Genomic DNA, 22,555 nt, shown 5'->3' with positions numbered 1-22,555 from the left:
GAACCCTTTCGGATTCCGGATTTCCTGCTGGTGTGACGATCAGTCAGCCATTGTCACATCAGCGGCATCGCGAAGCATCACACCAGTGCAGCAATCGCCGCATTGAGGGTGTTGCTTGGGCGCATGGCCTTGCTGGTCAGCTCTGGGTTCGGCGCGTAGTAGCCACCGATGTCCACTGGCTTGCCCTGTACGGCGTTGAGCTCGGCGACGATGGTCGCTTCGTTCGCGGTCAGGGTCTTGGCCAGTTCGCCAAACTGCGCTTGCAGTGCAGTGTCTTCGCTCTGGGCGGCCAGGGCTTGAGCCCAGTACAGCGCCAGGTAGAAGTGGCTGCCGCGGTTGTCGATGTTGCCGACTTTGCGCGATGGCGACTTGTTGTTGTCGAGGAACTGGCCGGTGGCCTGGTCCAGGGTCTTGGACAGTACCAGGGCTTTCGGGTTGTTGTACGTCACACCCAAATGCTCAAGGGACGCGGCCAGGGCCAGGAACTCGCCCAGGGAATCCCAGCGCAGGAAGTTTTCTTCCACCAGCTGCTGCACGTGTTTCGGAGCCGAACCGCCGGCGCCGGTTTCGAACAGGCCACCGCCGTTCATCAGCGGCACGATCGACAGCATCTTGGCGCTGGTGCCCAGTTCCATGATCGGGAACAGGTCGGTCAGGTAGTCGCGCAGTACGTTGCCGGTCACCGAGATGGTGTCCAGGCCCTTGCGGGTGCGCTCCAGGGTGAACTTCATCGCGTCGACCGGCGACATGATGCGGATGTCCAGGCCTTCGGTGTTGTGGTCTTTCAGGTAAGCCTGAACTTTCTCGACCACGACGCCGTCGTGCGCGCGCTTAGGGTCCAGCCAGAAAATAGCCGGGGTGTTGCTGGCGCGGGCACGGTTGACGGCCAGTTTGACCCAGTCCTGGATCGGCGCGTCTTTGGTCTGGCACATGCGGAAGATGTCGCCGGCTTCGACTTTCTGTTCCATCAGCAGGTTGCCCTTGCTGTCGGTGACGCGGACTACGCCGTCAGCCTTGATCTGGAACGTCTTGTCGTGGGAGCCGTACTCTTCGGCTTTCTTCGCCATCAGGCCAACGTTCGGCACGCTGCCCATGGTGGTTGGGTCGAAGGCGCCATTGGCCTTGCAGTCTTCGATGACGGCTTGGTAGATGGTGGCGTAGCAGCGATCCGGGATCACGGCCTTGGTGTCGTGCAGCTGGCCGTCGGTGCCCCACATCTTGCCGGAGTCACGGATCATGGCTGGCATCGAGGCGTCGACGATGACGTCGCTCGGCACGTGCAGGTTGGTGATGCCTTTGTCGGAGTTGACCATCGCCAGGGAAGGGCGAGCCGCGTATACGGCCTGGATGTCAGCTTCGATCTGCGCTTGCTGGTCGGCCGGCAGGGCCTTGATACGAGCGTACAGGTCGCCGATGCCGTTGTTCAGGTTGAAGCCGATCTGTTCCAGTACGGTGGCGTGCTTGGTCAGGGCTTCTTTATAGAACTCGGCAACGATCTGGCCGAACATGATCGGGTCGGAGACCTTCATCATGGTGGCTTTCAGGTGAACCGACAGGAGTACGCCTTGTTGCTTGGCGTCTTCGATTTCAGCGGCGATGAACGCGCGCAGGGCTTTCTTGCTCAATACGGCGGTGTCGATGATTTCGCCGGCCTGTACCGAAGTCTTTTCTTTCAGGACAGTCGCGGTGCCGTCTTGAGCGATCAGCTCGATTTTGACAGCGTCAGCGGCTTCGATCTGCACGGCTTTTTCGCTGCCGTAGAAATCGCCACTGTTCATGTGGGCGATGTGCGACTTGGAGTCGGCAGCCCAGGCGCCCATCTTGTGCGGGTGCTTGCGTGCGTAGTTCTTGACCGACAGCGGTGCGCGGCGGTCGGAGTTGCCTTCGCGCAGTACCGGGTTCACGGCGCTGCCCTTGACCTTGTCGTAACGTGCACGGGTTTCTTTTTCCGCGTCGGTGGTTACGGTTTCCGGGTAGTCCGGCAGGGCGTAGCCCTGGGCCTGCAGTTCCTTGATCGCGGCTTGCAGCTGCGGGGTCGAGGCGCTGATGTTAGGCAGCTTGATGATGTTGGCTTCAGGCGTAACGGCCAGGTCGCCCAGTTCGGCGAGGTGGTCCGGGATAGCCTTGGCGCCCAGTTGCTCGGGGAAGCTTGCGAGGATGCGCGCGGCGAGGGAGATGTCGCGGGTTTCCACGGCAATATCAGCGGAAGCGGTGAAGGCCTCTACGATAGGCAGCAGTGAATAGGTGGCGAGGGCCGGGGCTTCGTCGGTGAAGGTGTAGATGATCTTCGAGCGGGTGGGCATATTCGGATTAACTCTCTTCTTTGCTGAAAGCGTGCGCAGAAACTCGAGATGCGCCGGGTGGAGCGCGTTCGTTCAAAGTCATCCATGAGCGAAATGTCGAGGTTTCTTCGCGGTGATGTTGGGTTGCATCAGTCGAGCGTCAAGCGGGTGGACTATTGTAATAGTCCGGCTTTGTAGCTGAAGGCACCTGTTCCAGAGCGGTCAGCCGTCGTGACTCTTGGGTCAGCGGCGGCATTATACATAGGTCGCTATGCTTACGCCGAGCCTTCATACAAAAGGTGTGTCGTCCATTGGTCTAAAGGTCGCAGGGCCGAGGTTGCTACCAAAGTCGCACGATGTGCTCAGGATTGGCGATTTTGCCTTTGCTTTCAGGCTTGTAGGCGACAAATTATGCTGTTTTCGATGCAAATGAGCATGGCGTGAGGTTTCAGTCGCCATTTATCTGGAGTAGGCTCGAACGCAGCCAGATGTTCAATCCATAGATGGAGTTCAGCATGGGATACAAGAAGATTCAGGTTCCGGCAGTCGGCGACAAAATCACCGTCAATGCAGACCATTCTCTCAATGTTCCTGACCAACCGATCATCCCTTATATAGAAGGTGACGGTATCGGCGTCGACATCAGTCCGGTGATGATCAAGGTGGTCGACGCAGCTGTTGAAAAGGCCTACGGCGGCAAGCGCAAAATCTCCTGGATGGAGGTATATGCCGGCGAAAAGGCGACTCAAGTCTACGACCAGGACACCTGGCTGCCCCAGGAAACCCTGGATGCGGTCAAGGATTACGTGGTTTCCATCAAGGGGCCGCTGACCACCCCCGTCGGCGGCGGCATCCGTTCGTTGAACGTGGCCCTGCGCCAACAACTTGATCTATATGTGTGCCTGCGCCCGGTGCGTTGGTTCGAAGGCGTACCCAGCCCGGTCAAGAAGCCTGGCGATGTGGACATGACCATCTTTCGTGAAAACTCCGAAGACATTTACGCCGGGATCGAGTGGAAGGCCGGTTCGCCCGAGGCGATCAAGGTGATCAAGTTCCTCAAGGAAGAAATGGGCGTGACCAAGATCCGTTTCGACCAGGATTGCGGGATTGGCGTGAAGCCCGTCTCCAAGGAAGGGACCAAGCGCCTGGCGCGTAAAGCCCTGCAATATGTAGTGGATAACGACCGCGACTCACTGACCATCGTGCACAAAGGCAACATCATGAAGTTCACCGAAGGTGCCTTCAAGGAATGGGCCTACGAAGTGGCGGCCGAAGAATTTGGCGCCACACTGCTCGACGGCGGCCCGTGGATGCAGTTCAAGAACCCGAAGACCGGCAAGAATGTGGTGGTCAAGGACGCCATTGCCGACGCCATGCTCCAGCAGATCCTGCTGCGTCCGGCCGAGTATGATGTGATCGCGACGCTTAACCTGAATGGTGATTACCTGTCTGACGCCTTGGCAGCGGAGGTGGGCGGTATCGGTATTGCGCCGGGCGCGAACCTGTCGGACACCGTGGCGATGTTCGAAGCTACCCACGGTACTGCGCCTAAATATGCGGGCAAGGATCAGGTGAATCCGGGATCGTTGATTCTGTCGGCCGAGATGATGTTGCGTCATATGGGCTGGACTGAGGCGGCGGATTTGATCATCAAGGGTACCAATGGCGCGATTTCGGCCAAGACTGTGACCTATGACTTCGAGCGCTTGATGGATGGCGCGAAGCTGGTGTCGTCGTCGGGCTTTGGTGAAGCATTGATTTCGCATATGTAAACAAGCCGGCATAAAAAACGGCCATCCAATTTGATTGGGTGGCCGTTTTTTTTTGCTAGCTGCACGCTTGGCGGCGGATCACGCCGTTTGTTTCTTTTCTACTTCGCTCTTGCGTGCTGCTGGGCTGGCAGTGACTTCCGTTTTTGCTGTGTCGATATTCACGGCATGCAGCCCTTTGGGGCCTTGAATAATCTCAAAGGTGACCGCTTGTCCCGCTTTCAGCGTTTTGTACCCGTCCATGATGATCGCTGAGTAGTGCGCAAAAAGGTCCTCGGTTTTCCCTTCTTCATTAACAAAGCCATATCCCTTGGCATTGTTGAACCACTTGACCTTGCCATTGATCTTGACGCCAGACATACCCATATCCCTCTGCACCAGACTCCATCACTGGAGTATCATCCAGTTTATCCGTCCTAACCCGAATAAATAAGGTTGACTGCGCGGACCTTTTTTACCCACTGTGGGTTCTATTGGTTGTAACACCGTTTCGCCGATAGTCAAGGCGACCAGTCGGTCAGAGTTGAAATTCTGACAGGTCGCCCCCACCACTGTATTTGAACCACTGACGAACCTTTCTTTCCATGCATGCAAACAGCCAGATTCGACTAACATTCAATCAGGATCGACCGGATCAGGAACATGATGACGACGGTTCTGCAGGCATTGCTGTTCAGGAGGCCAAGCCTGCCTTACAGGCGCCGCCGATGTACAAGGTGGTTTTGTTCAATGATGACTACACACCGATGGATTTCGTGGTCGAAGTACTCGAGGTGTTTTTTAACCTGAACCGCGAGTTGGCGACCAAGGTAATGCTGGCCGTTCACACAGAAGGACGGGCAGTATGTGGAGTGTTTACCCGCGACATCGCCGAGACAAAGGCCATGCAGGTCAACCAGTACGCCAGGGAAAGCCAGCATCCGCTACTCTGTGAAATCGAGAAGGACGGTTAACGCCGACCACTTGGGTATGAGGTGAAGCTATGTTAAACCGCGAGCTCGAAGTCACCCTCAATCTTGCCTTCAAGGAGGCTCGTTCGAAGCGTCATGAATTCATGACCGTCGAACACCTGCTGCTGGCACTTTTGGATAATGAAGCTGCCGCCACCGTTTTGCGTGCGTGCGGCGCCAACCTCGACAAACTCAAGCATGACCTGCAGGAGTTTATCGACTCCACTACGCCACTTATTCCAGTCCACGATGAAGACCGTGAAACCCAGCCAACCCTGGGCTTTCAGCGGGTGCTTCAGCGTGCCGTGTTCCATGTTCAGAGCTCCGGTAAGCGTGAAGTCACAGGCGCCAATGTGCTTGTGGCGATTTTCAGCGAACAGGAAAGCCAGGCAGTGTTCCTGCTCAAACAGCAGAGCGTTGCCCGTATCGATGTCGTCAACTACATCGCCCACGGTATCTCCAAGGTGCCTGGGCACGGCGATCATTCCGAGGGTGAGCAGGATATGCAGGACGACGAGGGCGGTGAGTCTTCTTCTTCGGGCAATCCACTGGATGCCTATGCCAGCAACCTCAACGAACTGGCGCGCCAGGGGCGGATCGATCCGCTGGTGGGGCGTGAGCTTGAAGTTGAGCGCGTGGCGCAGATCCTTGCCCGTCGTCGCAAGAATAACCCGTTGCTGGTGGGTGAGGCGGGCGTGGGTAAGACCGCGATTGCCGAAGGCCTGGCCAAGCGCATCGTGGACAACCAGGTGCCGGACCTGCTGGCCAACAGTGTCGTCTACTCCTTGGACCTGGGCGCGTTGCTCGCCGGGACCAAGTACCGTGGCGATTTCGAGAAGCGCTTCAAGGCGCTGCTTGGTGAGCTGAAAAAACGCCCGCAGGCTATCCTGTTCATCGACGAAATCCACACCATCATTGGCGCCGGTGCGGCTTCCGGTGGGGTGATGGACGCCTCGAACCTGCTCAAGCCGCTGCTGTCGTCGGGTGATATCCGTTGCATCGGTTCGACCACGTTCCAGGAGTTTCGCGGGATCTTCGAAAAAGACCGTGCCCTGGCGCGTCGTTTCCAGAAGGTCGACGTGTCCGAGCCTTCGGTTGAAGACACCATCGGCATCCTGCGTGGGCTCAAGGGGCGTTTCGAAGCGCACCATGGCATCGAGTACACTGATGAAGCCCTGCGTTCGGCGGCTGAGCTGGCGTCGCGCTACATCAATGACCGGCACATGCCGGACAAGGCCATCGACGTGATCGACGAGGCGGGTGCCTATCAGCGCCTGCAGCCGGTCGAGAAGCGTGTGAAGCGCATCGACGTGCCTCAGGTCGAGGACATCGTGGCGAAGATCGCGCGGATTCCGCCTAAGCACGTCAACAGTTCCGATAAGGAGCTGCTGCGTAACCTGGAGCGTGACCTCAAGCTGACCGTGTTCGGCCAGGATGCGGCCATCGATGCGCTGTCCACCGCGATCAAGTTGTCGCGTGCGGGCCTCAAGTCGCCGGACAAACCGGTTGGTTCGTTCCTGTTCGCCGGCCCGACCGGCGTCGGCAAGACCGAAGCGGCGCGGCAGTTGGCCAAGGCCATGGGCATTGAGCTGGTGCGTTTCGACATGTCCGAGTACATGGAGCGTCACACCGTGTCGCGCCTCATCGGTGCTCCCCCGGGCTATGTCGGTTTCGACCAGGGCGGTCTGTTGACCGAGGCAATCACCAAGCAACCGCATTGCGTGCTGCTGCTCGATGAAATCGAAAAGGCCCACCCGGAAGTCTTCAACCTGCTGTTGCAGGTGATGGATCACGGCACCCTGACCGACAACAACGGGCGCAAGGCGGACTTCCGCAATGTGATCGTGATCATGACCACCAACGCTGGTGCCGAAACGGCTGCGCGGGCTTCGATCGGCTTCAGCCATCAGGATCACTCTTCCGATGCAATGGAAGTGATCAAGAAGAGCTTCACGCCGGAATTCCGCAACCGCCTGGACACCATTATCCAGTTTGGTCGCCTCAGTCATGAGGTCATCAAAAGCGTGGTGGACAAGTTCCTCACCGAGCTTCAGGCGCAGTTGGAAGACAAGCGCGTGCAGCTGGATGTCACGGAAGCGGCGCGCAGTTGGATCGCCGAGGGCGGCTACGATGCGGCAATGGGCGCTCGCCCAATGGCGCGTCTGATCCAGGACAAGATCAAGCGGCCATTGGCCGAAGAGATCCTGTTCGGCGAACTTTCCGACCATGGCGGCGTGGTGCACATCGACCTGAAGGATGGCGAGCTGACCTTCGAGTTCGAAACCACGGCTGAAATGGCCTGATCGATAGCTGCAATAAAGCAAAGGCGCCGAAAGGCGCCTTTTTGCTGTCTGTGGGGGCTGTGGTGATTGTCAAATAGCGCACACACAAAAACGCCCGGCATAACCGGGCGTCTTGTATTGACTTGCTTAGCGAGCGCGGTAAGTGATGCGCCCTTTGCTCAAGTCATAGGGCGTCAGCTCGACGCGCACTTTGTCACCGGTAAGAATACGAATGTAGTTCTTGCGCATCTTGCCGGAGATATGCGCGGTTACGACGTGCCCATTTTCCAACTCCACACGAAACATGGTGTTGGGCAGGGTGTCGACGACAGTGCCTTCCATTTCGAAGCTGTCTTCTTTCGACATGCAGTAAAGCCCTCGGTATCCAGTGAATGGCCCGGTGCAACTGCGCCAGGCAAAAGCGGCGTGCATTGTGCCCGAAAAAGGGTGTTTAAGCCAAGGGGTTCTAGTTAAGCACGACCCATCTTTGATTAATCAGCAGTTCTATGGGCCGATATTGGGTCTTGTAGTTCATCTTTTTGCAGTTCTTGATCCAGTAGCCGAGGTAGACCGCCTCCAGTTCCAGGCGCAGTGCTTCGCCGATTTGCCACAGGATTGCAAAGCGTCCCAGGCTGCGGCGCTCTTCGGCAGGCTCGTAGAAGGTGTAGACCGCCGACAGGCCGTTAGGCAGCAAATCGGTCACGGCCACTGCCACCAACCGGCCGTCGGCGCGAAATTCATAGAAGCGTGAAAAGGGCAGGTCGCGTACCAGGAACGTGGAGAATTGGTCGCGACTGGGCGGAAACATATCGCCGTCGGCGTGGCGCTCTTCGATGTAGCGTTGGTACAGATCGAAGTATTCCTCGGTGAAACGTGGCTTGGCCGGCATCACCGTCAGGTCGGCATTGCGCTTGAGGATACGTTTCTGGTTACGGTCCGGCAGAAACTGCGCCACCGGAATGCGTGCCGGTACGCAGGCATTACAGTTCTGGCAATGAGGCCGGTACAGATGATCGCCACTGCGCCGAAAGCCCATCTCCGACAGGTCGGCATACACATGCACGTCCATAGGCTGGCTGGGGTCGAGGAACAGTGTGGTGGCCTGCTCGTCGGGCAGATAGCTGCAAGAGTGGGGTTGAGTGGCATAAAACTTCAAACGCGCCAACTCGGTCATGATCAACCCTCGGATAAGCTTTGAAATAAGTGTAAGCCAGGAGCGCGGAAGTCGCCTAGGAAACCCACGGTCCAGCGCTGGGCTGATCCAGATGGTCGCGCAGGAAACCTGCGAAGTCGCTGCGGGATATGGCGCGGGCACCCAGGCTGTGGAGGTGATCGTTGGGCATCTGGCAGTCGATCAATACAAAACCCCATTCCTGTAGCTGGCGGGTCAGCGTGGCAAAGCCGAACTTCGAGGCGTTGTCGGCGCGGCTGAACATGGACTCACCAAAAAACAGCTGGCCCATCGCCAAGCCATACAAGCCACCCACCAGTTTGCCGTCGTCCCACACCTCGACCGAATGCGCGTAGCCGCGCTGGTGCAACTCCAGGTAAGCGCTCTGGATGCTTTCGGTGATCCAGGTGCCGTCGGCATAGGCGCGCGGTGCTGCGCAGGCCTGGATGACGGCGGCAAAGTCCTGATCGAAGGTCACGGTGTAGCGCTGTTGGCGCAACAGCTTGCCCAGGCTGCGGGAGACATGCAGTTCGTCGGGGAATATGACGGTGCGCGGGTCGGGCGACCACCAGAGGATCGGCTGGCCCTCCGAAAACCACGGAAAGCAGCCATGGCGATAGGCGTGTACCAGGCGTTCCGCCGAAAGGTCGCCGCCGGCAGCCAGTAGGCCATTGGGTTCGCGCATGGCCTTGGCCAGGGGAGGGAATGTCAGTGAGTCGCGTTGTAACCAGGTCAGCATGGCATCCAGGCTTACGGAAGGGGAGGGGAGTGGCAGGTATGACACCTGTCTGCGCAGTGCTGATTATTGTCGACACGGCGCCATCGGGCCAGTCCGAATCGGCTATTGAGGTGGATTAGCGTGAGCAGGTGTTTCTGCAACTCTGTGCCGGGGACGTGGTCGTAATCGGGTCTGTGCCATGCAGGCCATTTGCCAAGCTTGCCTGGATTGATAAAAACAGCGCATAAGCCTTTGTCAGCAAAGACAATGCATGCTCAAATTGAACATGTTGTGACACAAAATTGGCTATGCTGCCGAGTAAAAGGCGAGGGCGTGGCATCGCTGGCACAAACCCGTACAATGCGGGCATTGTGGCGCTTTCGTCATTTCATCCAGCAAGCGCCCAATGTTAAAAGTAGATTCAACGACGCTCGTTCATTTTTCAACTGCTCGGATTGGGCAGTATTTGCAGTCATTCAACAGATGGACGCGCTAAAGGCGCAGGAAAAGACCCGTTTTGAAGAAATCCGCCGCAACACCTAAAGCAGCAGTCGTGCCGGCCTGGCGCCAGCACCTGCATTATCGCCTCAAGGAAGGCGCGCTGATCGCCATCGGCGCCCTGTGCCTGTTCCTGATGATGGCCTTGCTCACATACGGCAAGGACGATCCGGGCTGGAGCCACAATAGCAAGATCGAAGACGTGCAGAACTTCGGTGGGCCTGCCGGTTCCTACAGCGCCGATATCCTGTTCATGGTGCTGGGTTACTTCGCCTATATCTTCCCGTTGCTGCTGGCGATCAAGACCTGGCAGATCTTCCGCCAGCGTCATGAGCCGTGGCAGTGGAGCGGTTGGCTATTCTCCTGGCGTCTGATTGGCCTGGTGTTTCTGGTGCTGTCCGGCGCGGCGCTGGCGCATATCCATTTTCATGCACCGACCGGCTTGCCGGCGGGCGCGGGCGGGGCGTTGGGCGAAAGCCTCGGTGACCTGGCACGCAGGACCCTGAATATCCAGGGCAGCACCCTGATGTTCATCGCCTTGTTCCTGTTCGGTCTCACCGTATTCACCGACCTGTCGTGGTTCAAGGTGATGGACGTGACCGGCAAGATCACCCTCGACCTGCTGGAACTGTTCCAGGGCGCCGCCAACCGCTGGTGGGCGGCTCGTGTCGACCGCAAGCGCATGGTTGCCCAACTGCGTGAGGTGGACACCCGCGTCAACGAAGTGGTGGCCCCGACCACGCCGGACCGGCGCGAACAGGCCAAGGTCAAGGAGCGCCTCATTGAGCGCGAGCAGGCCCTGAGCAAACACATGTCGGACCGCGAGAAGCAGGTGCCGCCGGTGATCGCCCCGGCACCGCCCAAGGCCCCAGAGCCGAGCCATCGCGTGCAGAAAGAGAAACAGGCGCCGCTGTTCGTCGACAGTGCCGTCGAAGGCACCTTGCCGCCGATCTCGATCCTCGACCCGGCCGAAAAGAAACAACTCAACTATTCCCCGGAATCCCTGGCGGCCGTCGGCCACCTTCTGGAAATCAAGCTCAAGGAGTTCGGCGTCGAAGTGTCGGTGGACTCGATCCATCCCGGCCCGGTGATTACCCGTTACGAAATCCAGCCGGCCGCCGGCGTCAAGGTCAGCCGTATTTCCAACCTGGCGAAAGACTTGGCGCGTTCCCTGGCCGTGACCAGCGTACGTGTTGTGGAAGTCATCCCCGGCAAGACCACCGTGGGTATCGAGATCCCCAACGAAGACCGCCAGATCGTGCGCTTCTCCGAGGTGCTGTCGACGCCGGAATACGACAACTTCAAATCGCCGGTCACCTTGGCCCTGGGCCACGACATCGGCGGCAAGCCGGTGATCACCGACCTGGCGAAGATGCCTCACCTGCTGGTGGCCGGTACCACCGGTTCCGGTAAGTCGGTGGGGGTGAACGCGATGATCCTGTCGATCCTGTTCAAGTCGGGCCCGGAAGACGCCAAGCTGATCATGATCGACCCGAAGATGTTGGAGCTGTCGATCTACGAAGGCATTCCGCATTTGCTGTGCCCGGTGGTCACCGACATGAAGGACGCCGCCAACGCCCTGCGCTGGAGCGTCGCCGAGATGGAGCGCCGCTACAAATTGATGGCGAAGATGGGCGTGCGTAACCTGTCGGGCTTCAACGCCAAGATCAAGGAAGCCCAAGAGCGCGGCGAGACTATCGATGACCCGCTGTACAAGCGCGAAAGCATCCATGACGAAGCGCCGAAACTGACCAAGCTGCCGACCATCGTGGTGGTGGTCGACGAATTCGCCGACATGATGATGATCGTCGGCAAGAAGGTCGAAGAACTGATCGCACGTATCGCCCAGAAGGCCCGTGCCGCCGGTATCCACTTGATCCTCGCCACCCAGCGTCCTTCGGTGGACGTGATCACGGGCTTGATCAAGGCCAACATTCCTACGCGAATGGCGTTCCAGGTATCGAGCAAGATCGACTCGCGGACCATCATCGATCAGGGCGGCGCCGAACAACTGCTCGGCCACGGTGACATGCTCTACATGCCACCGGGCACCAGCCTGCCGATCCGGGTCCACGGCGCCTTCGTTTCCGATGATGAAGTGCACCGTGTCGTTGAAGCCTGGAAGCTGCGTGGCGCACCCGAGTACAACGACGACATCCTCAACGGCGTTGAAGAAGCCGGCAGCGGCTTTGAAAACGGCGGCGGCGGTGGTGACGACGATGCTGAAACCGACGCGCTGTACGACGAGGCCGTGGCCTTCGTGCTGGAAAGCCGTCGCGCGTCGATTTCCGCGGTGCAACGTAAACTGAAAATCGGCTATAACCGCGCCGCCCGCATGATCGAAGCCATGGAAATGGCCGGCGTCGTGACCGCAATGAACACCAACGGCTCGCGTGAAGTCATCGCCCCCGGGCAGATGCGCGACTGATCCCGTGCCGCGTGGCAACACGCGGCCCGCCCTGAACACTCAATGAGGACTCCCATGCGCCTTATCCGCATGCTGTTGTTGCCGGCTCTGGCCCTGACCGCTGTTTCGGCCCACGCTGATCCGGCCTCCGTCGCCAGCCTGAAGAACCTGTTGGACAAATCCCAGACCCTGACCGCGCGCTTCTCCCAGCTGACCCTGGATGCCGGCGGCACCCAGTTGCAGGAAACCGCAGGTGAAATGGCCGTGCAGCGTCCTGGCCTGTTCTACTGGCACACTGAAGGCAAGGCCGAGCAGACCATCGTGTCTGACGGCCAGAAGGTCACCCTGTGGGACCCGGACCTGGAGCAGGCGACCATCAAGAAGCTCGACCCGCGCCTGAACCAGACCCCGGCGCTGCTGCTGTCGGGTGATGTGTCGAAGATCAACGACAGCTTCGACATCACCTCCAAGCAAACCAGCAACGTGATCGAGTTCACCCTCAAGCCGAAATCCAAGGACACGCTGTTCGACACGCTGTCCCTGTCGTTCGGCAATGGCGTGATCAACAACATGCGCCTGGTCGACAGCGTCGGCCAACGCACCGACATCCTGTTCTCCGGGGTCAAGGCCAACCAGCCGGTGCCTGCCTCCAAGTTCAAGTTCGACATCCCCAAGGGTGCCGATGTGATCCAGGAATAAATCGCTGCCCATGGACCTGTTTCGAAGTGACCCGATTGCCCAGCCACTGGCCGCGCGCTTGCGTTCGACCAACCTGGACGAGTACGTCGGTCAGGAACACCTGCTGGCTCGCGGCAAGCCGTTGCGCGAAGCCCTGGAGCAGGGTGCGCTGCACTCGATGATTTTCTGGGGGCCGCCGGGGGTGGGCAAGACTACCCTGGCGCGGCTGCTGGCGAAGGTCTCGGATGCACACTTCGAAACGGTCTCGGCGGTACTGGCGGGGGTCAAGGAGATCCGCCAGGCGGTGGAAGTCGCCAAGCAGCAGGCCGGCCAATACGGCAAGCGCACCATCCTGTTTGTCGATGAAGTGCACCGCTTCAACAAGTCGCAGCAGGATGCGTTCCTGCCTTATGTGGAAGACGGCACGCTGATTTTTATCGGCGCCACCACGGAAAACCCTTCGTTTGAATTGAACAACGCTTTGCTGTCGCGGGCGCGGGTCTATGTGCTCAAAAGCCTGGACGAGGCGGCGATGCAGAAGTTGCTGCACCGCGCCCTGAGTGAAGACAAAGGGCTGGGCAAACGGCAACTGAGTGTGAGCGAAGAGGGCTTCAAGATTCTGCTTACCGCCGCCGATGGCGATGGGCGCCGCTTTCTCAACCTGGTGGAGAACGCCTCCGACCTGGCCGAAGACGGCAGCGAGATCGGCGTCGACCTCCTGCAAAGCCTGCTCGGCGACACACGCCGGCGCTTTGACAAGGGTGGCGAAGCTTTCTACGACCAGATTTCGGCGCTGCATAAATCCGTGCGCGGCTCCAACCCGGACGGCGCGCTGTACTGGTTCGCGCGCATGATCGACGGCGGCTGCGACCCGCTGTACCTCGCCCGCCGTGTGGTGCGCATGGCCAGCGAAGACATTGGCAATGCCGACCCGCGCGCTCTGAGCCTGTGCCTGGCGGCGTGGGACGTGCAGGAACGCCTCGGCAGCCCGGAAGGCGAGTTGGCAGTGGCCCAGGCCATCACTTACCTGGCCTGCGCGCCGAAAAGCAACGCGGTGTACATGGGCTTCAAGTCGGCCCTGCGCGCCGCCGCCGAACACGGCTCCCTCGAAGTACCGATGCACCTGCGTAACGCGCCGACCAAGCTGATGAAACAGTTGGGCTACGGTGATGAATACCGCTACGCCCACGATGAACCGGACGCCTATGCGGCCGGTGAAGACTACTTCCCCGATGACCTTGAGCCACTCCCGCTCTATCAGCCGGTGCCCCGCGGCCTGGAGTTGAAGATCGGCGAAAAGCTCAATCACCTCGCCCAACTCGATCGACTCAGCCCCAGACAGCGGAGAAAGTAGTGTTCAAGACGATTCTTGCCGTGTCCGCAGCCGGCATCGCTGGTACATTATTGCGTTTCGCCGCTGGCACATGGGTCAGCGCCAACTGGCCGAAGCATTTTTATGCGGCGACCCTGGCGGTCAACCTGATCGGCTGCCTGATCATCGGGCTGTTGTACGGCTGGTTCCTGTTGCGCCCGGAAGTACCGATTGAAATTCGCGCTGGCTTGATTGTCGGCTTTGTAGGCGGTCTGACGACCTTTTCATCCTTTTCACTGGATACGCTGCGCCTGCTGGAAAGCGGGCAGGCCCTGATAGCCTTCGGGTATCTGGGCATCAGCGTGTTCGGCGGGCTGCTCGCCACTTGGGCTGGCCTGTCCTTGACCAAACTTTGATAAACGAGAGACCGACATGCTCGATTCCAAACTGTTACGTAGCAACCTTCAGGACGTAGCGGACCGCCTGGCATCCCGTGGCTTTGCCTTGGATGTTGCGCGCATCGAAGCGCTGGAAGAACAGCGCAAGACCGTCCAGACCCGCACCGAAGCACTGCAGGCTGAGCGTAATGCGCGTTCCAAATCCATCGGTCAGGCCAAGCAGCGCGGCGAAGACATCGCCCCGCTGATGGCGGATGTCGAGCGCATGGGCACTGAGCTGTCCGACGGCAAGGTCGAGCTGGACAAGATCCAGACCGAGCTGGATTCGATCCTGCTGGGCATCCCCAACATCCCGCACGAATCCGTGCCGATTGGCGCAGACGAAGACGGCAACGTTGAAGTGCGTCGCTGGGGTACGCCAACCGCCTTTGATTTCGAGATCAAGGACCACGTTGCCTTGGGCGAATTGACCGGCGGCCTGGATTTCGAAACCGCCGCCAAGATGTCCGGCGCGCGCTTTGCCTTGCTGCGCGGCCCGATTGCGCGCATGCACCGTGCCCTGGCGCAGTTCATGATCAACCTGCACACCGGCGAACACGGTTACGAAGAAGCCTACACTCCATACTTGGTGCAGGCGCCGGCGCTGATGGGCACCAGCCAGCTACCGAAGTTCGAAGAAGACCTGTTCAAGATCAGCCGCGACGGCGAAGCCGACCTGTACCTGATCCCGACCGCTGAAGTGTCGCTGACCAACATCGTGTCTGGCGAGATCCTCGACGCTAAAGAGCTGCCGTTGAAGTTCGTGGCCCACAGCCCGTGCTTCCGCAGCGAAGCCGGTGCGTCTGGCCGTGACACCCGCGGCATGATCCGCCAGCACCAGTTCGACAAGGTCGAGATGGTGCAGGTGGTCGAGCCGTCGACTTCCATGGAAGCCTTGGAAGGCCTGACCGCCAACGCCGAACGCGTTCTGCAATTGCTGGAGCTGCCGTACCGCGTGCTGGCGCTGTGCACCGGCGACATGGGTTTCAGCGCCGTGAAGACCTACGACCTCGAAGTGTGGGTGCCGAGCCAGGACAAGTACCGCGAGATTTCGTCGTGCTCCAACTGCGGTGATTTCCAGGCCCGTCGCATGCAGGCGCGTTTCCGCAACCCGGAAACCGGCAAGCCTGAGCTGGTGCACACCCTCAACGGTTCCGGTTTGGCCGTAGGCCGTACCCTGGTGGCGGTGCTGGAAAACTACCAGCAGGCTGACGGCTCGATCCGTGTACCGGAAGTGCTCAAGCCGTACATGGCGGGCGTTGAGGTCATCCGCTAAATGGAATTTCTGCCGCTGTTTCATAACCTGCGCGGCAGTCGTGTGTTGGTCGTCGGTGGCGGGGAGATTGCCTTGCGCAAATCCCGGCTGCTGGCCGATGCCGGTGCGTTGCTGCGGGTGGTTGCTCTCCAGATCGAAGACCAGTTGCGTGAACTGGTACTGGGCAGTGGCGGGGAACTGATTTTGCGCGGTTATCAGGAGGCGGACCTCGACGGTTGCACCCTGATCATCGCGGCCACCGACGATGAGCCGTTGAACGCGCAAGTGTCCAGCGATGCCAAGCGCCGTTGCGTGCCGGTCAATGTGGTGGATGCACCGGCCTTGTGCAGCGTGATCTTCCCGGCGATTGTCGACCGTTCACCCTTGGTGATCGCGGTGTCCAGCGGCGGCGATGCGCCGGTGCTGGCGCGCCTGATCCGCGCCAAGCTGGAAACCTGGATTCCGTCCACCTATGGCCAACTGGCCGGTTTGGCGGCGCGTTTTCGTGCCCAGGTCAAAAGCTTGTACCCGGATGTGCAGCAGCGCCGCGCATTTTGGGAAGACGTGTTCCAGGGCCCGATTGCCGACCGTCAATTGGCCGGGCAGGGTGCTGAAGCCGAGCGCCTGTTGATCGAAAAGGTCAACGGCGCGCCGCCGAATGCACCGGGCGAAGTCTACTTGGTGGGCGCAGGCCCGGGTGATCCGGACCTCCTGACCTTCCGCGCCCTGCGCCTGATGCAGCAAGCCGATGTGGTGCTGTATGACCGCCTCGTAGCCCCCGCGATTCTCGAACTGTGCCGCCGTGACGCCGAACGTGTATACGTCGGCAAACGCCGCGCCGACCACGCCGTGCCGCAAGACCAGATCAACCAGCAATTGGTGGACCTGGCCAAGCAAGGCAAGCGCGTGCTGCGCCTCAAGGGTGGCGATCCGTTCATCTTTGGCCGTGGTGGCGAAGAGATCGAGGAACTGGCGGCCCACGGCATTCCGTTCCAGGTGGTGCCGGGGATCACGGCGGCCAGCGGTTGCGCGGCGTATGCCGGGATTCCGCTGACTCACCGCGACTACGCACAGTCGGTGCGGTTCATCACCGGGCATTTAAAGGACGGCACTTCGGACCTGCCCTGGCATGACCTAGTGGGGCCATCGCAGACCCTGGTGTTCTACATGGGATTGATTGGCTTGCCGATCATCTGCGAACAGCTGATCAAACATGGCCGTGCATCGGATACCCCTGCAGCGTTGATCCAGCAGGGCACCACCTCCAACCAGCGCGTGTTTACCGGCACGCTGGCGGACCTGCCGCGCATGGTGGCGGAGCATGAAGTGCATGCACCGACACTGGTGATCGTGGGTGAGGTGGTGGTGTTGCGCGAGAAGCTCAAGTGGTTTGAAGGCGCGCAGTCTCAAGTCTGACACTGTACCTGTGGCGAGGGAGCAAGCTCCCTCGCCACAAGGTGTTTTCAGCTCAAGATGCCGTTACCGACCAGGCGCTGACGATCATGGGCAGCATCAAAATGCTGCAACGGCCCCTTCGGCACAATCCCCGTCGGGTTGATCGTGCGGTGACTGGCATAGTAATGCCCCTTGATATGCGCAAAATCCACCGTCTCAGCCACGCCCGGCCACTGATACAGCTCCCTTAGCCAATTCGACAGGTGCGGATAATCCGCAATCCTGCGCAGGTTGCATTTGAAGTGGCTGTAATACACCGCATCAAAGCGAATCAGCGTGGTGAACAGCCGTACATCCGCCTCGGTCAGGTATTCACCGGCCAAGTAGCGATGCTCACCCAGATGCTGCTCCAGATGATCCAGCTCCGCAAACACATCCTCAAACGCACGTTCATACGCCTGCTGCGACGTCGCGAAGCCCGCGCGGTACACGCCGTTGTTCACGGCCGGGTAAATACGCTCATTCAGTGCGTCAATGCTCGGGCGCAGTGGCTCGGGGTAGAAGTCCAGGGTGTTGCCGGTCACCTCATTAAACGCACTGTTGAACATACGGATGATCTCCGCCGATTCATTGCTGACGATGCGCTTGAGCTTTTTGTCCCACAGCACTGGCACGGTGACGCGCCCGGTGTAGTCGGCCGTGTCAGCCGTGTAGCGCTGGTGCATGAAGTCGAAATCATCCAGCTTGTCGCCGGTGGAGCCGTGAGCCTTGTCGAACGTCCAGCCGTTTTCCAGCATCAACCAACTGACCACGGACACGTCGATCAGGCTTTCCAGGCCCTTGAGCTTACGCAGGATCAGAGTGCGATGGGCCCAGGGGCAGGCAAGGGAGACGTAGAGGTGATAACGGCCAGCCTCAGCCTTGAAGCCGCCTTCGCCACTCGGGCCCGGCGCGCCATCGGCGGTCACCCAGTTGCGGCGTTGCGCCTGCTCCCGTTGGAATGCGCCGTCTGCGCTACTTTCGTACCACTGGTCTTTCCAGCGTCCTTCGATCAGCAAACCCATGACTGGCTCCTTGGCTAATAAGCGTTGGAGGCCAGTCTAAAGGGCTGAGTTCGATTTAAAAGCGCAAAGACCGGGCGTTAATGATCGATTAAATCGATTTGTCCCGCGCGTCCCAGTATTGCTGGGCCAGGACGAACGCCTGTTCCCGTGAATGGCCCAGGCCGCGCAGGGCCAGGGCCATGGTCGCGATCAAGGCCAGTTGCGGGTAGCTGTCTTCGACATCACCGCGCCACAACGCCTTCAGGTGTTCCGGTTCAAGTGTGGCGGGTTTGACGTGGCGCTGGGCGGAGAGGGCGGGCCACTCTTCGTCCCAGCTTTCGCCGCCGGTGGTGCCGTAAAGGTGGCTGGCCGAGTCGGGGTTGATCTCGATCTCGCCGCCGTTGCCCTTCACCACGATCACGTTGTCGCCGAGCAGGCCGCTGGCATCGCGGTGCACGCCCTGATAACCCGGATGGAAAATGCTTTGCAGGCCCAGGCGCGCATTCAAGGGATTGAGCAAACGCGCCAGGGAGTGGATCGGCGAGCGCAGGCCCAGGGTGTTGCGCAGGTCGATCATGCGTTGCAATTGCGGCGCCCAGTCGCCCAGTGGAATAAACGCCAGGTTGCCTTGCGCATAGGCGGCCTCGACCTGCTGCCAGTTGCGGCACAGCGGGATCTGCAAACCTTCCAGCAGTTGTTCGGTGTACAGCCGGCCCGCCGTGTGTGCGCCGCCGCCATGCATAAGGATGCGCACACCATTCTGCGCCAGGCACTTGGCCGCCAGCAGGTACCACGGCAGGTGGCGCTTCTTGCCGGCGTAGGTTGGCCAGTCGACATCCACGTTCAGCGCCGGTGCATCCAGGCGTTCGCGAACGGCTTCGGTGAAGCCGGCGAGTTCTTCCGGGCTTTCTTCCTTGTGGCGCAACAACATCAGGAAGGCGCCGAGCTGGGTGTCTTCGACTTTTTCATCGAGCAGCATGCCCATGGCTTCGCGGGCTTCCTCGCGGGTGAGGTTGCGCGCGCCGCGCTTGCCTTTGCCCAGGATGCGCACGAACTGGGCAAACGGGTGCTCGGCAGGGGTTTCAAGGGTCAGCGGGGCAAAGTCGGTCATAAGCAATTCGTCGGCCTGGGCAGGCCCGCCAGCTTGGCGGCGAGTTTGGCGGGAGTGCCGTTGAACAGTTTGTTGAGGTGCAGGCTGTTGCCCTTTTCCGGGCCGAGCTTCAAGGCGGTGTACTTGATCAGCGGACGTGTGGCCGGGGACAGTTGGAATTCGGCATAGAACTGGCGCAGCAGTTCGAGGATTTCCCAGTGGGCCGGCGTCAGCTCCATGGCTTCGGCGGCGGCCAGGGCATGGGCGACGTCAGCGGACCAGTCGTCCAAGTCGGCTAAATAACCGTCCTTGTCCAGTTCCAGGGTACGTGCGCCTACGGTCAGGGTGTTCATAGCCAGGTGTTGACCTTGTCGTAGTCAATCGACAGCTGCACGAAACCTGGGTAGTCCACGCTGTCGGCCCAGTCCGGGAGCGGCAGGTTGCGCGCCTGCATGTCTTCGGCCAGCACGAACACCTTCACGCCCTGGGTGTGCAGGGCAGGGACGTGCAGCCCATAGGCGCCGTCGCCGCACAGCAGGATCGCGTCCTCGGCGCCGCAGATACGCAGGCAGCTGTCGAGGCGACTGTCGGAAAACGGGGAGTGAGACACCACGTGTAAAGTCGACATCAGAGGGTAATCACCTGGTCGTAACGGTCAATCAATTGGGAAATAGCGTCGTTGCTCAACGGTTGCGCCTCAGTGGGCGGCGTCAAGCCACGCACGGCCATGCTGTGGCGGCAGACAAAGACATCATCGATGCCGAACAGCTCCAGTGCCTGCAGGTTGGCACTGAGGTCCTTTTGTTGCACGGCCTTGGCGTTCTGGTGCGCAGCGAGCTGGAACACGCCGTCATCCATGAATAGCAAGCCGATGGGCAGATCGAATGCGCCACCGGCCAGCACGATATCCAGCGCTTCCCGTGCGCTCGGCCCGGACCACGGTGCCTGGCGGCTGATCACCAACAAGGATTTAGACATCTCACGGCCCTCCAAAACAGATCAGGCGGTCGGCATCCTGGATCGCATCATGTAACTGCCCCAGGCCAGACAGCGCCCAGGGCGCATCCAGATTCACCGCTGTGCGCTGATACCGCGTGGCTTCCTCCTGGTTGAGAACGCCACGGCGTAACGCAGCGGCAATGCACACCACGCCATCAAGCTGGTGCTGGCTGACAAACTCACGCCATTGGCGGGCGATGTCTTGCTCGTCCTGGGGCGCAACGATGTTATTGGATGCGCTGTGCACGCCATCCTGATAGAAAAACAGCCGCACAATCTCATGCCCACCGGCCAGCGCCGCCTGGGCGAACAGCAGGGCGCGGCGCGAGGAGGGCGCGTGGGCGGCGGAAAACAAGGCAATCGCAAACTTCATGGAACACTCGGCAAGCAAACGTGGGCCAATGATAAAGCCGCCGCCACGAAAAAGCCCGCCGTGATCAAAACGGTCATCTTTGCTGACTGTTTCGGCGATTGCCGTGAGGGGCAAGGCTGCCTAGTCTGTGGGCAGTCGAAACGGAAATGGAGTGCCCATGTCAGGTCCCTTGGCGTCCCTCAAAGTGCTGGATTTTTCCACCCTGCTGCCCGGCCCGTTTGCCTCCCTGATGCTGGCAGACATGGGCGCCGAGGTGCTGCGTATCGAGTCGCCCACGCGCCTGGACCTGTTGCGGGTGCTGCCGCCCCATGATCAGGGCACGTCGGCCAGCCATGCCTACCTCAATCGCAATAAACGCAGCCTGGCGCTGGACCTCAAGCAGGCCGAGGCGCTGGAGATCGTGCGGGCGTTGGTGAAGGACTACGACATCCTGCTCGAACAATTCCGACCGGGTGTAATGGAGCGTCTGGGGTTGGGTTATGAGGCACTGAAGGCGATCAATCCCCGGCTGATTTATGTGTCGATCACCGGTTATGGCCAGACAGGGCCCTATAAAGACCGCGCCGGGCACGATATCAACTACCTGGCGTTGGCCGGCGTGGCCAGTTACACCGGGCGCCAGGACAGCGGGCCGCTGCCGTTGGGCGTGCAAGTGGCGGACGTGGGTGGTGGTTCGTTGCACGCAGTGGTGGGGTTGCTCGCGGCGGTCATCGCCCGGCAGCAGAGCGGGGTTGGTCAATACCTGGATGTGAGCATGACCGACTGTTCGTTCAGCCTGAACGCCATGGCTGGCGCGGGTTACCTGGCGTGTGGGGTGGAGCCGGAGCGCGAGGGCCATGTACTCAATGGCGGTAGCTTTTACGATTACTACCGCTCGCGGGATGGGCGTTGGATGTCGGTGGGCAGCCTGGAGCCTGGGTTTATGCAGCAGCTCTGCGAGGCGCTGGGGCGGCCGGAGTTGGCGGCGCTGGGTTTGTCGCCCAAGCTCAAGGTGGCGCTGCAGGTTGAGTTTGAGAAGCGCAGCTTCGATGAGCTGTGCACGTTGTTCGCCGGGGTGGATGCGTGCGTGGAGCCGGTGTTGAGCCTGAGTGAGGCGGTGGAACATCCACAGCTCAAGGCGCGGCAACTGGTCAGCCAGGTGCCACGGGGCGATGGCTCGACTCAGGCGCAATTGGCCTGCCCGCTGAAGTTTTCGCAAGGGTTACCGGCACCGAGGCATATGGGGTCCGCGATGGGGGCGCACAGTGATGAAGTGTTGGCGGAGCTGGGCCTGAGCCCGCAGCGAATCAGCGAGCTGCGCGCCGCTCGCGTGATTGCCTGACGCCTATTCGACGCGGGTTTCGCCGGTAAACACCAAGGTTTGCCGACACCGCCGACACAAATACCGCCGCCCCTGAGCCACCATGCCATGGCGTTGTGACGAGAACGGAAAGTCACTGTCCGCACACGGGCATCGGTAGATGTAACGGGTCACCTGGCGACGCTTCACCTCATAGGTGTGGCAACGGTCCGGCGGCAGTTCGTAAACCCCGCGCATGATCAATTGCCATTCCTCACCATGGGGCTGGATGCGTTCGCCAAACAATTGGTGGGCAATCAGATGCGCCACCTCATGGGCCACGGTCTGTTTCAGGAAGTGTTGGCTGTTTTCACGGTACAACTGTGGGTTGAATCGCAGCAGGTTCTCGTGCAAATGCGCGACACCGGCTTTCTGGCCCCGCAGCTTGAGGCTGACCTGGGGGCGTTTGAAGCTTCGTTTAAAAAAAGATTCGGCTTGTAGGAAACAATCTTCGACGCGGGTATTGAGTTGCTCGGGCATGCTGTACATATCTCCAGAGACGCCCAGTATGCCGCAAAGCTGGGTGTTTCCGAATCTGTCAGGCGCCGAATGGTCGT

The 22,555-nt window shown here is 60.1% G+C and carries 23 protein-coding genes; 11 read left to right on the top strand and 12 right to left on the bottom strand.

What is annotated here, in order from left to right; all coding sequences use genetic code 11:
* Positions 1-77 precede the first annotated feature (77 nt).
* Positions 78-2,303: an NADP-dependent isocitrate dehydrogenase gene (locus H096_RS03575; protein ID WP_033896828.1), complete on the bottom strand. Its 2,226-nt coding sequence runs from the start codon at positions 2,301-2,303 to the stop codon at positions 78-80.
* A gap of 494 nt (positions 2,304-2,797) precedes the next feature.
* On the opposite strand from H096_RS03575, the gene icd reads away from it, so the two are divergent.
* Positions 2,798-4,054: an NADP-dependent isocitrate dehydrogenase gene (icd, locus tag H096_RS03570; RefSeq protein WP_033896874.1), complete on the top strand. Its 1,257-nt coding sequence runs from the start codon at positions 2,798-2,800 to the stop codon at positions 4,052-4,054.
* Between the two features lie 78 nt (positions 4,055-4,132).
* On the opposite strand, the gene cspD is transcribed toward icd, so the two are convergent.
* Positions 4,133-4,411, bottom strand: coding sequence for a cold shock domain-containing protein CspD (gene cspD / locus H096_RS03565; protein ID WP_033896873.1), 279 nt, complete (start codon positions 4,409-4,411; stop codon positions 4,133-4,135).
* A gap of 224 nt (positions 4,412-4,635) precedes the next feature.
* On the opposite strand from cspD, the gene clpS reads away from it, so the two are divergent.
* Together clpS and clpA are read left to right on the top strand one after the other, a co-directional pair.
* Positions 4,636-5,004, top strand: coding sequence for an ATP-dependent Clp protease adapter ClpS (gene clpS, locus H096_RS03560; protein ID WP_005789091.1), 369 nt, complete (start codon positions 4,636-4,638; stop codon positions 5,002-5,004).
* 29 nt (positions 5,005-5,033) lie between these two features.
* Entirely contained in the window at positions 5,034-7,304 is a 2,271-nt protein-coding gene (clpA, locus tag H096_RS03555) for an ATP-dependent Clp protease ATP-binding subunit ClpA (RefSeq protein WP_033896823.1), read from the top strand.
* Positions 7,305-7,430: 126 nt separating this feature from the next.
* On the opposite strand, the gene infA is transcribed toward clpA, so the two are convergent.
* The 3 genes from infA to aat all read right to left on the bottom strand — a co-directional run bounded on the left by infA (position 7,431) and on the right by aat (position 9,193).
* Positions 7,431-7,649 carry a translation initiation factor IF-1 gene (infA, locus tag H096_RS03550; protein WP_002553999.1) on the bottom strand — a complete coding sequence of 73 codons (219 nt, stop codon included), beginning with the start codon at positions 7,647-7,649 and terminating at the stop codon, positions 7,431-7,433.
* Positions 7,650-7,749: 100 nt separating this feature from the next.
* Positions 7,750-8,457 (bottom strand): arginyltransferase, encoded by a 708-nt coding sequence (locus H096_RS03545; protein ID WP_016975530.1) that lies wholly within the window; start codon positions 8,455-8,457, stop codon positions 7,750-7,752.
* A 55-nt stretch (positions 8,458-8,512) separates the two neighbouring features.
* The gene (aat, locus tag H096_RS03540; protein ID WP_033896821.1) at positions 8,513-9,193 is read right to left on the bottom strand and encodes a leucyl/phenylalanyl-tRNA--protein transferase; all 681 of its coding nucleotides are present in this window, start codon (positions 9,191-9,193) and stop codon (positions 8,513-8,515) included.
* Between the two features lie 246 nt (positions 9,194-9,439).
* On the opposite strand from aat, the gene H096_RS33820 reads away from it, so the two are divergent.
* From H096_RS33820 to cysG, 7 genes are read left to right on the top strand one after another with little or no spacing between them, the layout of a single operon-like run.
* Positions 9,440-9,715, top strand: a complete 276-nt coding sequence (locus tag H096_RS33820) for a hypothetical protein (protein ID WP_156717464.1) — start codon at positions 9,440-9,442, stop codon at positions 9,713-9,715.
* Positions 9,690-12,098: a DNA translocase FtsK gene (locus H096_RS03535; RefSeq protein ID WP_033896820.1), complete on the top strand. Its 2,409-nt coding sequence runs from the start codon at positions 9,690-9,692 to the stop codon at positions 12,096-12,098. The genes H096_RS33820 and H096_RS03535 overlap by 26 nt, the downstream gene beginning before the upstream one ends.
* A 54-nt stretch (positions 12,099-12,152) precedes the next feature.
* A complete protein-coding gene (lolA, locus tag H096_RS03530) occupies positions 12,153-12,776 on the top strand; it encodes an outer membrane lipoprotein chaperone LolA (RefSeq protein WP_016975527.1) in 624 nt (207 codons plus the stop codon).
* Between the two features lie 10 nt (positions 12,777-12,786).
* Positions 12,787-14,109 (top strand): replication-associated recombination protein A, encoded by a 1,323-nt coding sequence (locus tag H096_RS03525; RefSeq protein ID WP_033896819.1) that lies wholly within the window; start codon positions 12,787-12,789, stop codon positions 14,107-14,109.
* Positions 14,109-14,483, top strand: coding sequence for a fluoride efflux transporter CrcB (gene crcB, locus H096_RS03520; protein ID WP_033896818.1), 375 nt, complete (start codon positions 14,109-14,111; stop codon positions 14,481-14,483). The genes H096_RS03525 and crcB overlap by 1 nt, the downstream gene beginning before the upstream one ends.
* Positions 14,484-14,499: 16 nt before the next feature.
* The gene (serS, locus tag H096_RS03515) at positions 14,500-15,780 is read left to right on the top strand and encodes a serine--tRNA ligase (protein WP_033896816.1); all 1,281 of its coding nucleotides are present in this window, start codon (positions 14,500-14,502) and stop codon (positions 15,778-15,780) included.
* Positions 15,781-17,175, top strand: coding sequence for a siroheme synthase CysG (cysG, locus tag H096_RS03510; RefSeq protein WP_033896815.1), 1,395 nt, complete (start codon positions 15,781-15,783; stop codon positions 17,173-17,175).
* A 47-nt stretch (positions 17,176-17,222) separates the two neighbouring features.
* On the opposite strand, the gene H096_RS03505 is transcribed toward cysG, so the two are convergent.
* The 6 genes from H096_RS03505 to tusD all read right to left on the bottom strand — a co-directional run bounded on the left by H096_RS03505 (position 17,223) and on the right by tusD (position 20,659).
* Positions 17,223-18,218: a glutathione S-transferase family protein gene (locus H096_RS03505; RefSeq protein ID WP_033896814.1), complete on the bottom strand. Its 996-nt coding sequence runs from the start codon at positions 18,216-18,218 to the stop codon at positions 17,223-17,225.
* Between the two features lie 88 nt (positions 18,219-18,306).
* On the bottom strand, positions 18,307-19,308 hold the full coding sequence (locus H096_RS03500; protein WP_033896813.1) for a glycosyl transferase family protein: 1,002 nt from the start codon (positions 19,306-19,308) through the stop codon (positions 18,307-18,309).
* Positions 19,305-19,640: a TusE/DsrC/DsvC family sulfur relay protein gene (locus H096_RS03495; protein WP_033896812.1), complete on the bottom strand. Its 336-nt coding sequence runs from the start codon at positions 19,638-19,640 to the stop codon at positions 19,305-19,307. The genes H096_RS03500 and H096_RS03495 overlap by 4 nt, the downstream gene beginning before the upstream one ends.
* Positions 19,637-19,915 carry a sulfurtransferase complex subunit TusB gene (gene tusB / locus H096_RS03490; RefSeq protein WP_033896811.1) on the bottom strand — a complete coding sequence of 93 codons (279 nt, stop codon included), beginning with the start codon at positions 19,913-19,915 and terminating at the stop codon, positions 19,637-19,639. The genes H096_RS03495 and tusB overlap by 4 nt, the downstream gene beginning before the upstream one ends.
* Positions 19,915-20,265, bottom strand: coding sequence for a sulfurtransferase complex subunit TusC (gene tusC / locus H096_RS03485; RefSeq protein ID WP_033896810.1), 351 nt, complete (start codon positions 20,263-20,265; stop codon positions 19,915-19,917). Before tusC ends, tusB begins: the two co-directional genes overlap by 1 nt.
* A gap of 1 nt (position 20,266) precedes the next feature.
* On the bottom strand, positions 20,267-20,659 hold the full coding sequence (gene tusD, locus H096_RS03480) for a sulfurtransferase complex subunit TusD (protein WP_033896872.1): 393 nt from the start codon (positions 20,657-20,659) through the stop codon (positions 20,267-20,269).
* 157 nt (positions 20,660-20,816) lie between these two features.
* On the opposite strand from tusD, the gene H096_RS03475 reads away from it, so the two are divergent.
* On the top strand, positions 20,817-21,980 hold the full coding sequence (locus H096_RS03475; protein WP_033896809.1) for a CaiB/BaiF CoA-transferase family protein: 1,164 nt from the start codon (positions 20,817-20,819) through the stop codon (positions 21,978-21,980).
* A 3-nt stretch (positions 21,981-21,983) separates the two neighbouring features.
* On the opposite strand, the gene H096_RS03470 is transcribed toward H096_RS03475, so the two are convergent.
* A complete protein-coding gene (locus H096_RS03470; protein ID WP_010209629.1) occupies positions 21,984-22,478 on the bottom strand; it encodes a SprT family zinc-dependent metalloprotease in 495 nt (164 codons plus the stop codon).
* Positions 22,479-22,555: the final 77 nt, after the last annotated feature.

The organism is Pseudomonas sp. FH1 (genome assembly GCF_000510895.2).
Classification (GTDB): domain Bacteria; phylum Pseudomonadota; class Gammaproteobacteria; order Pseudomonadales; family Pseudomonadaceae; genus Aquipseudomonas; species Aquipseudomonas azotoformans_A.
This window is presented reverse-complemented; position numbering and strand designations above follow the sequence as displayed.

Coding starts and splice junctions, on each gene's coding strand:
- tusB (WP_033896811.1), bottom strand. CDS start 19,915: ATGTCGACTTTACACGTGGTGTCTCACTCCCCGTTTTCCGACAGTCGC.
- H096_RS03575 (WP_033896828.1), bottom strand. CDS start 2,303: ATGCCCACCCGCTCGAAGATCATCTACACCTTCACCGACGAAGCCCCG.
- H096_RS03500 (WP_033896813.1), bottom strand. CDS start 19,308: ATGACCGACTTTGCCCCGCTGACCCTTGAAACCCCTGCCGAGCACCCG.
- H096_RS03525 (WP_033896819.1), top strand. CDS start 12,787: ATGGACCTGTTTCGAAGTGACCCGATTGCCCAGCCACTGGCCGCGCGC.
- H096_RS03505 (WP_033896814.1), bottom strand. CDS start 18,218: ATGGGTTTGCTGATCGAAGGACGCTGGAAAGACCAGTGGTACGAAAGT.
- tusD (WP_033896872.1), bottom strand. CDS start 20,659: ATGAAGTTTGCGATTGCCTTGTTTTCCGCCGCCCACGCGCCCTCCTCG.
- H096_RS03495 (WP_033896812.1), bottom strand. CDS start 19,640: ATGAACACCCTGACCGTAGGCGCACGTACCCTGGAACTGGACAAGGAC.
- serS (WP_033896816.1), top strand. CDS start 14,500: ATGCTCGATTCCAAACTGTTACGTAGCAACCTTCAGGACGTAGCGGAC.
- icd (WP_033896874.1), top strand. CDS start 2,798: ATGGGATACAAGAAGATTCAGGTTCCGGCAGTCGGCGACAAAATCACC.
- H096_RS33820 (WP_156717464.1), top strand. CDS start 9,440: ATGCATGCTCAAATTGAACATGTTGTGACACAAAATTGGCTATGCTGC.
- aat (WP_033896821.1), bottom strand. CDS start 9,193: ATGCTGACCTGGTTACAACGCGACTCACTGACATTCCCTCCCCTGGCC.
- clpS (WP_005789091.1), top strand. CDS start 4,636: ATGCATGCAAACAGCCAGATTCGACTAACATTCAATCAGGATCGACCG.
- cspD (WP_033896873.1), bottom strand. CDS start 4,411: ATGTCTGGCGTCAAGATCAATGGCAAGGTCAAGTGGTTCAACAATGCC.
- H096_RS03545 (WP_016975530.1), bottom strand. CDS start 8,457: ATGACCGAGTTGGCGCGTTTGAAGTTTTATGCCACTCAACCCCACTCT.
- infA (WP_002553999.1), bottom strand. CDS start 7,649: ATGTCGAAAGAAGACAGCTTCGAAATGGAAGGCACTGTCGTCGACACC.
- lolA (WP_016975527.1), top strand. CDS start 12,153: ATGCGCCTTATCCGCATGCTGTTGTTGCCGGCTCTGGCCCTGACCGCT.
- H096_RS03470 (WP_010209629.1), bottom strand. CDS start 22,478: ATGCCCGAGCAACTCAATACCCGCGTCGAAGATTGTTTCCTACAAGCC.
- cysG (WP_033896815.1), top strand. CDS start 15,781: ATGGAATTTCTGCCGCTGTTTCATAACCTGCGCGGCAGTCGTGTGTTG.
- clpA (WP_033896823.1), top strand. CDS start 5,034: ATGTTAAACCGCGAGCTCGAAGTCACCCTCAATCTTGCCTTCAAGGAG.
- tusC (WP_033896810.1), bottom strand. CDS start 20,265: ATGTCTAAATCCTTGTTGGTGATCAGCCGCCAGGCACCGTGGTCCGGG.
- H096_RS03475 (WP_033896809.1), top strand. CDS start 20,817: ATGTCAGGTCCCTTGGCGTCCCTCAAAGTGCTGGATTTTTCCACCCTG.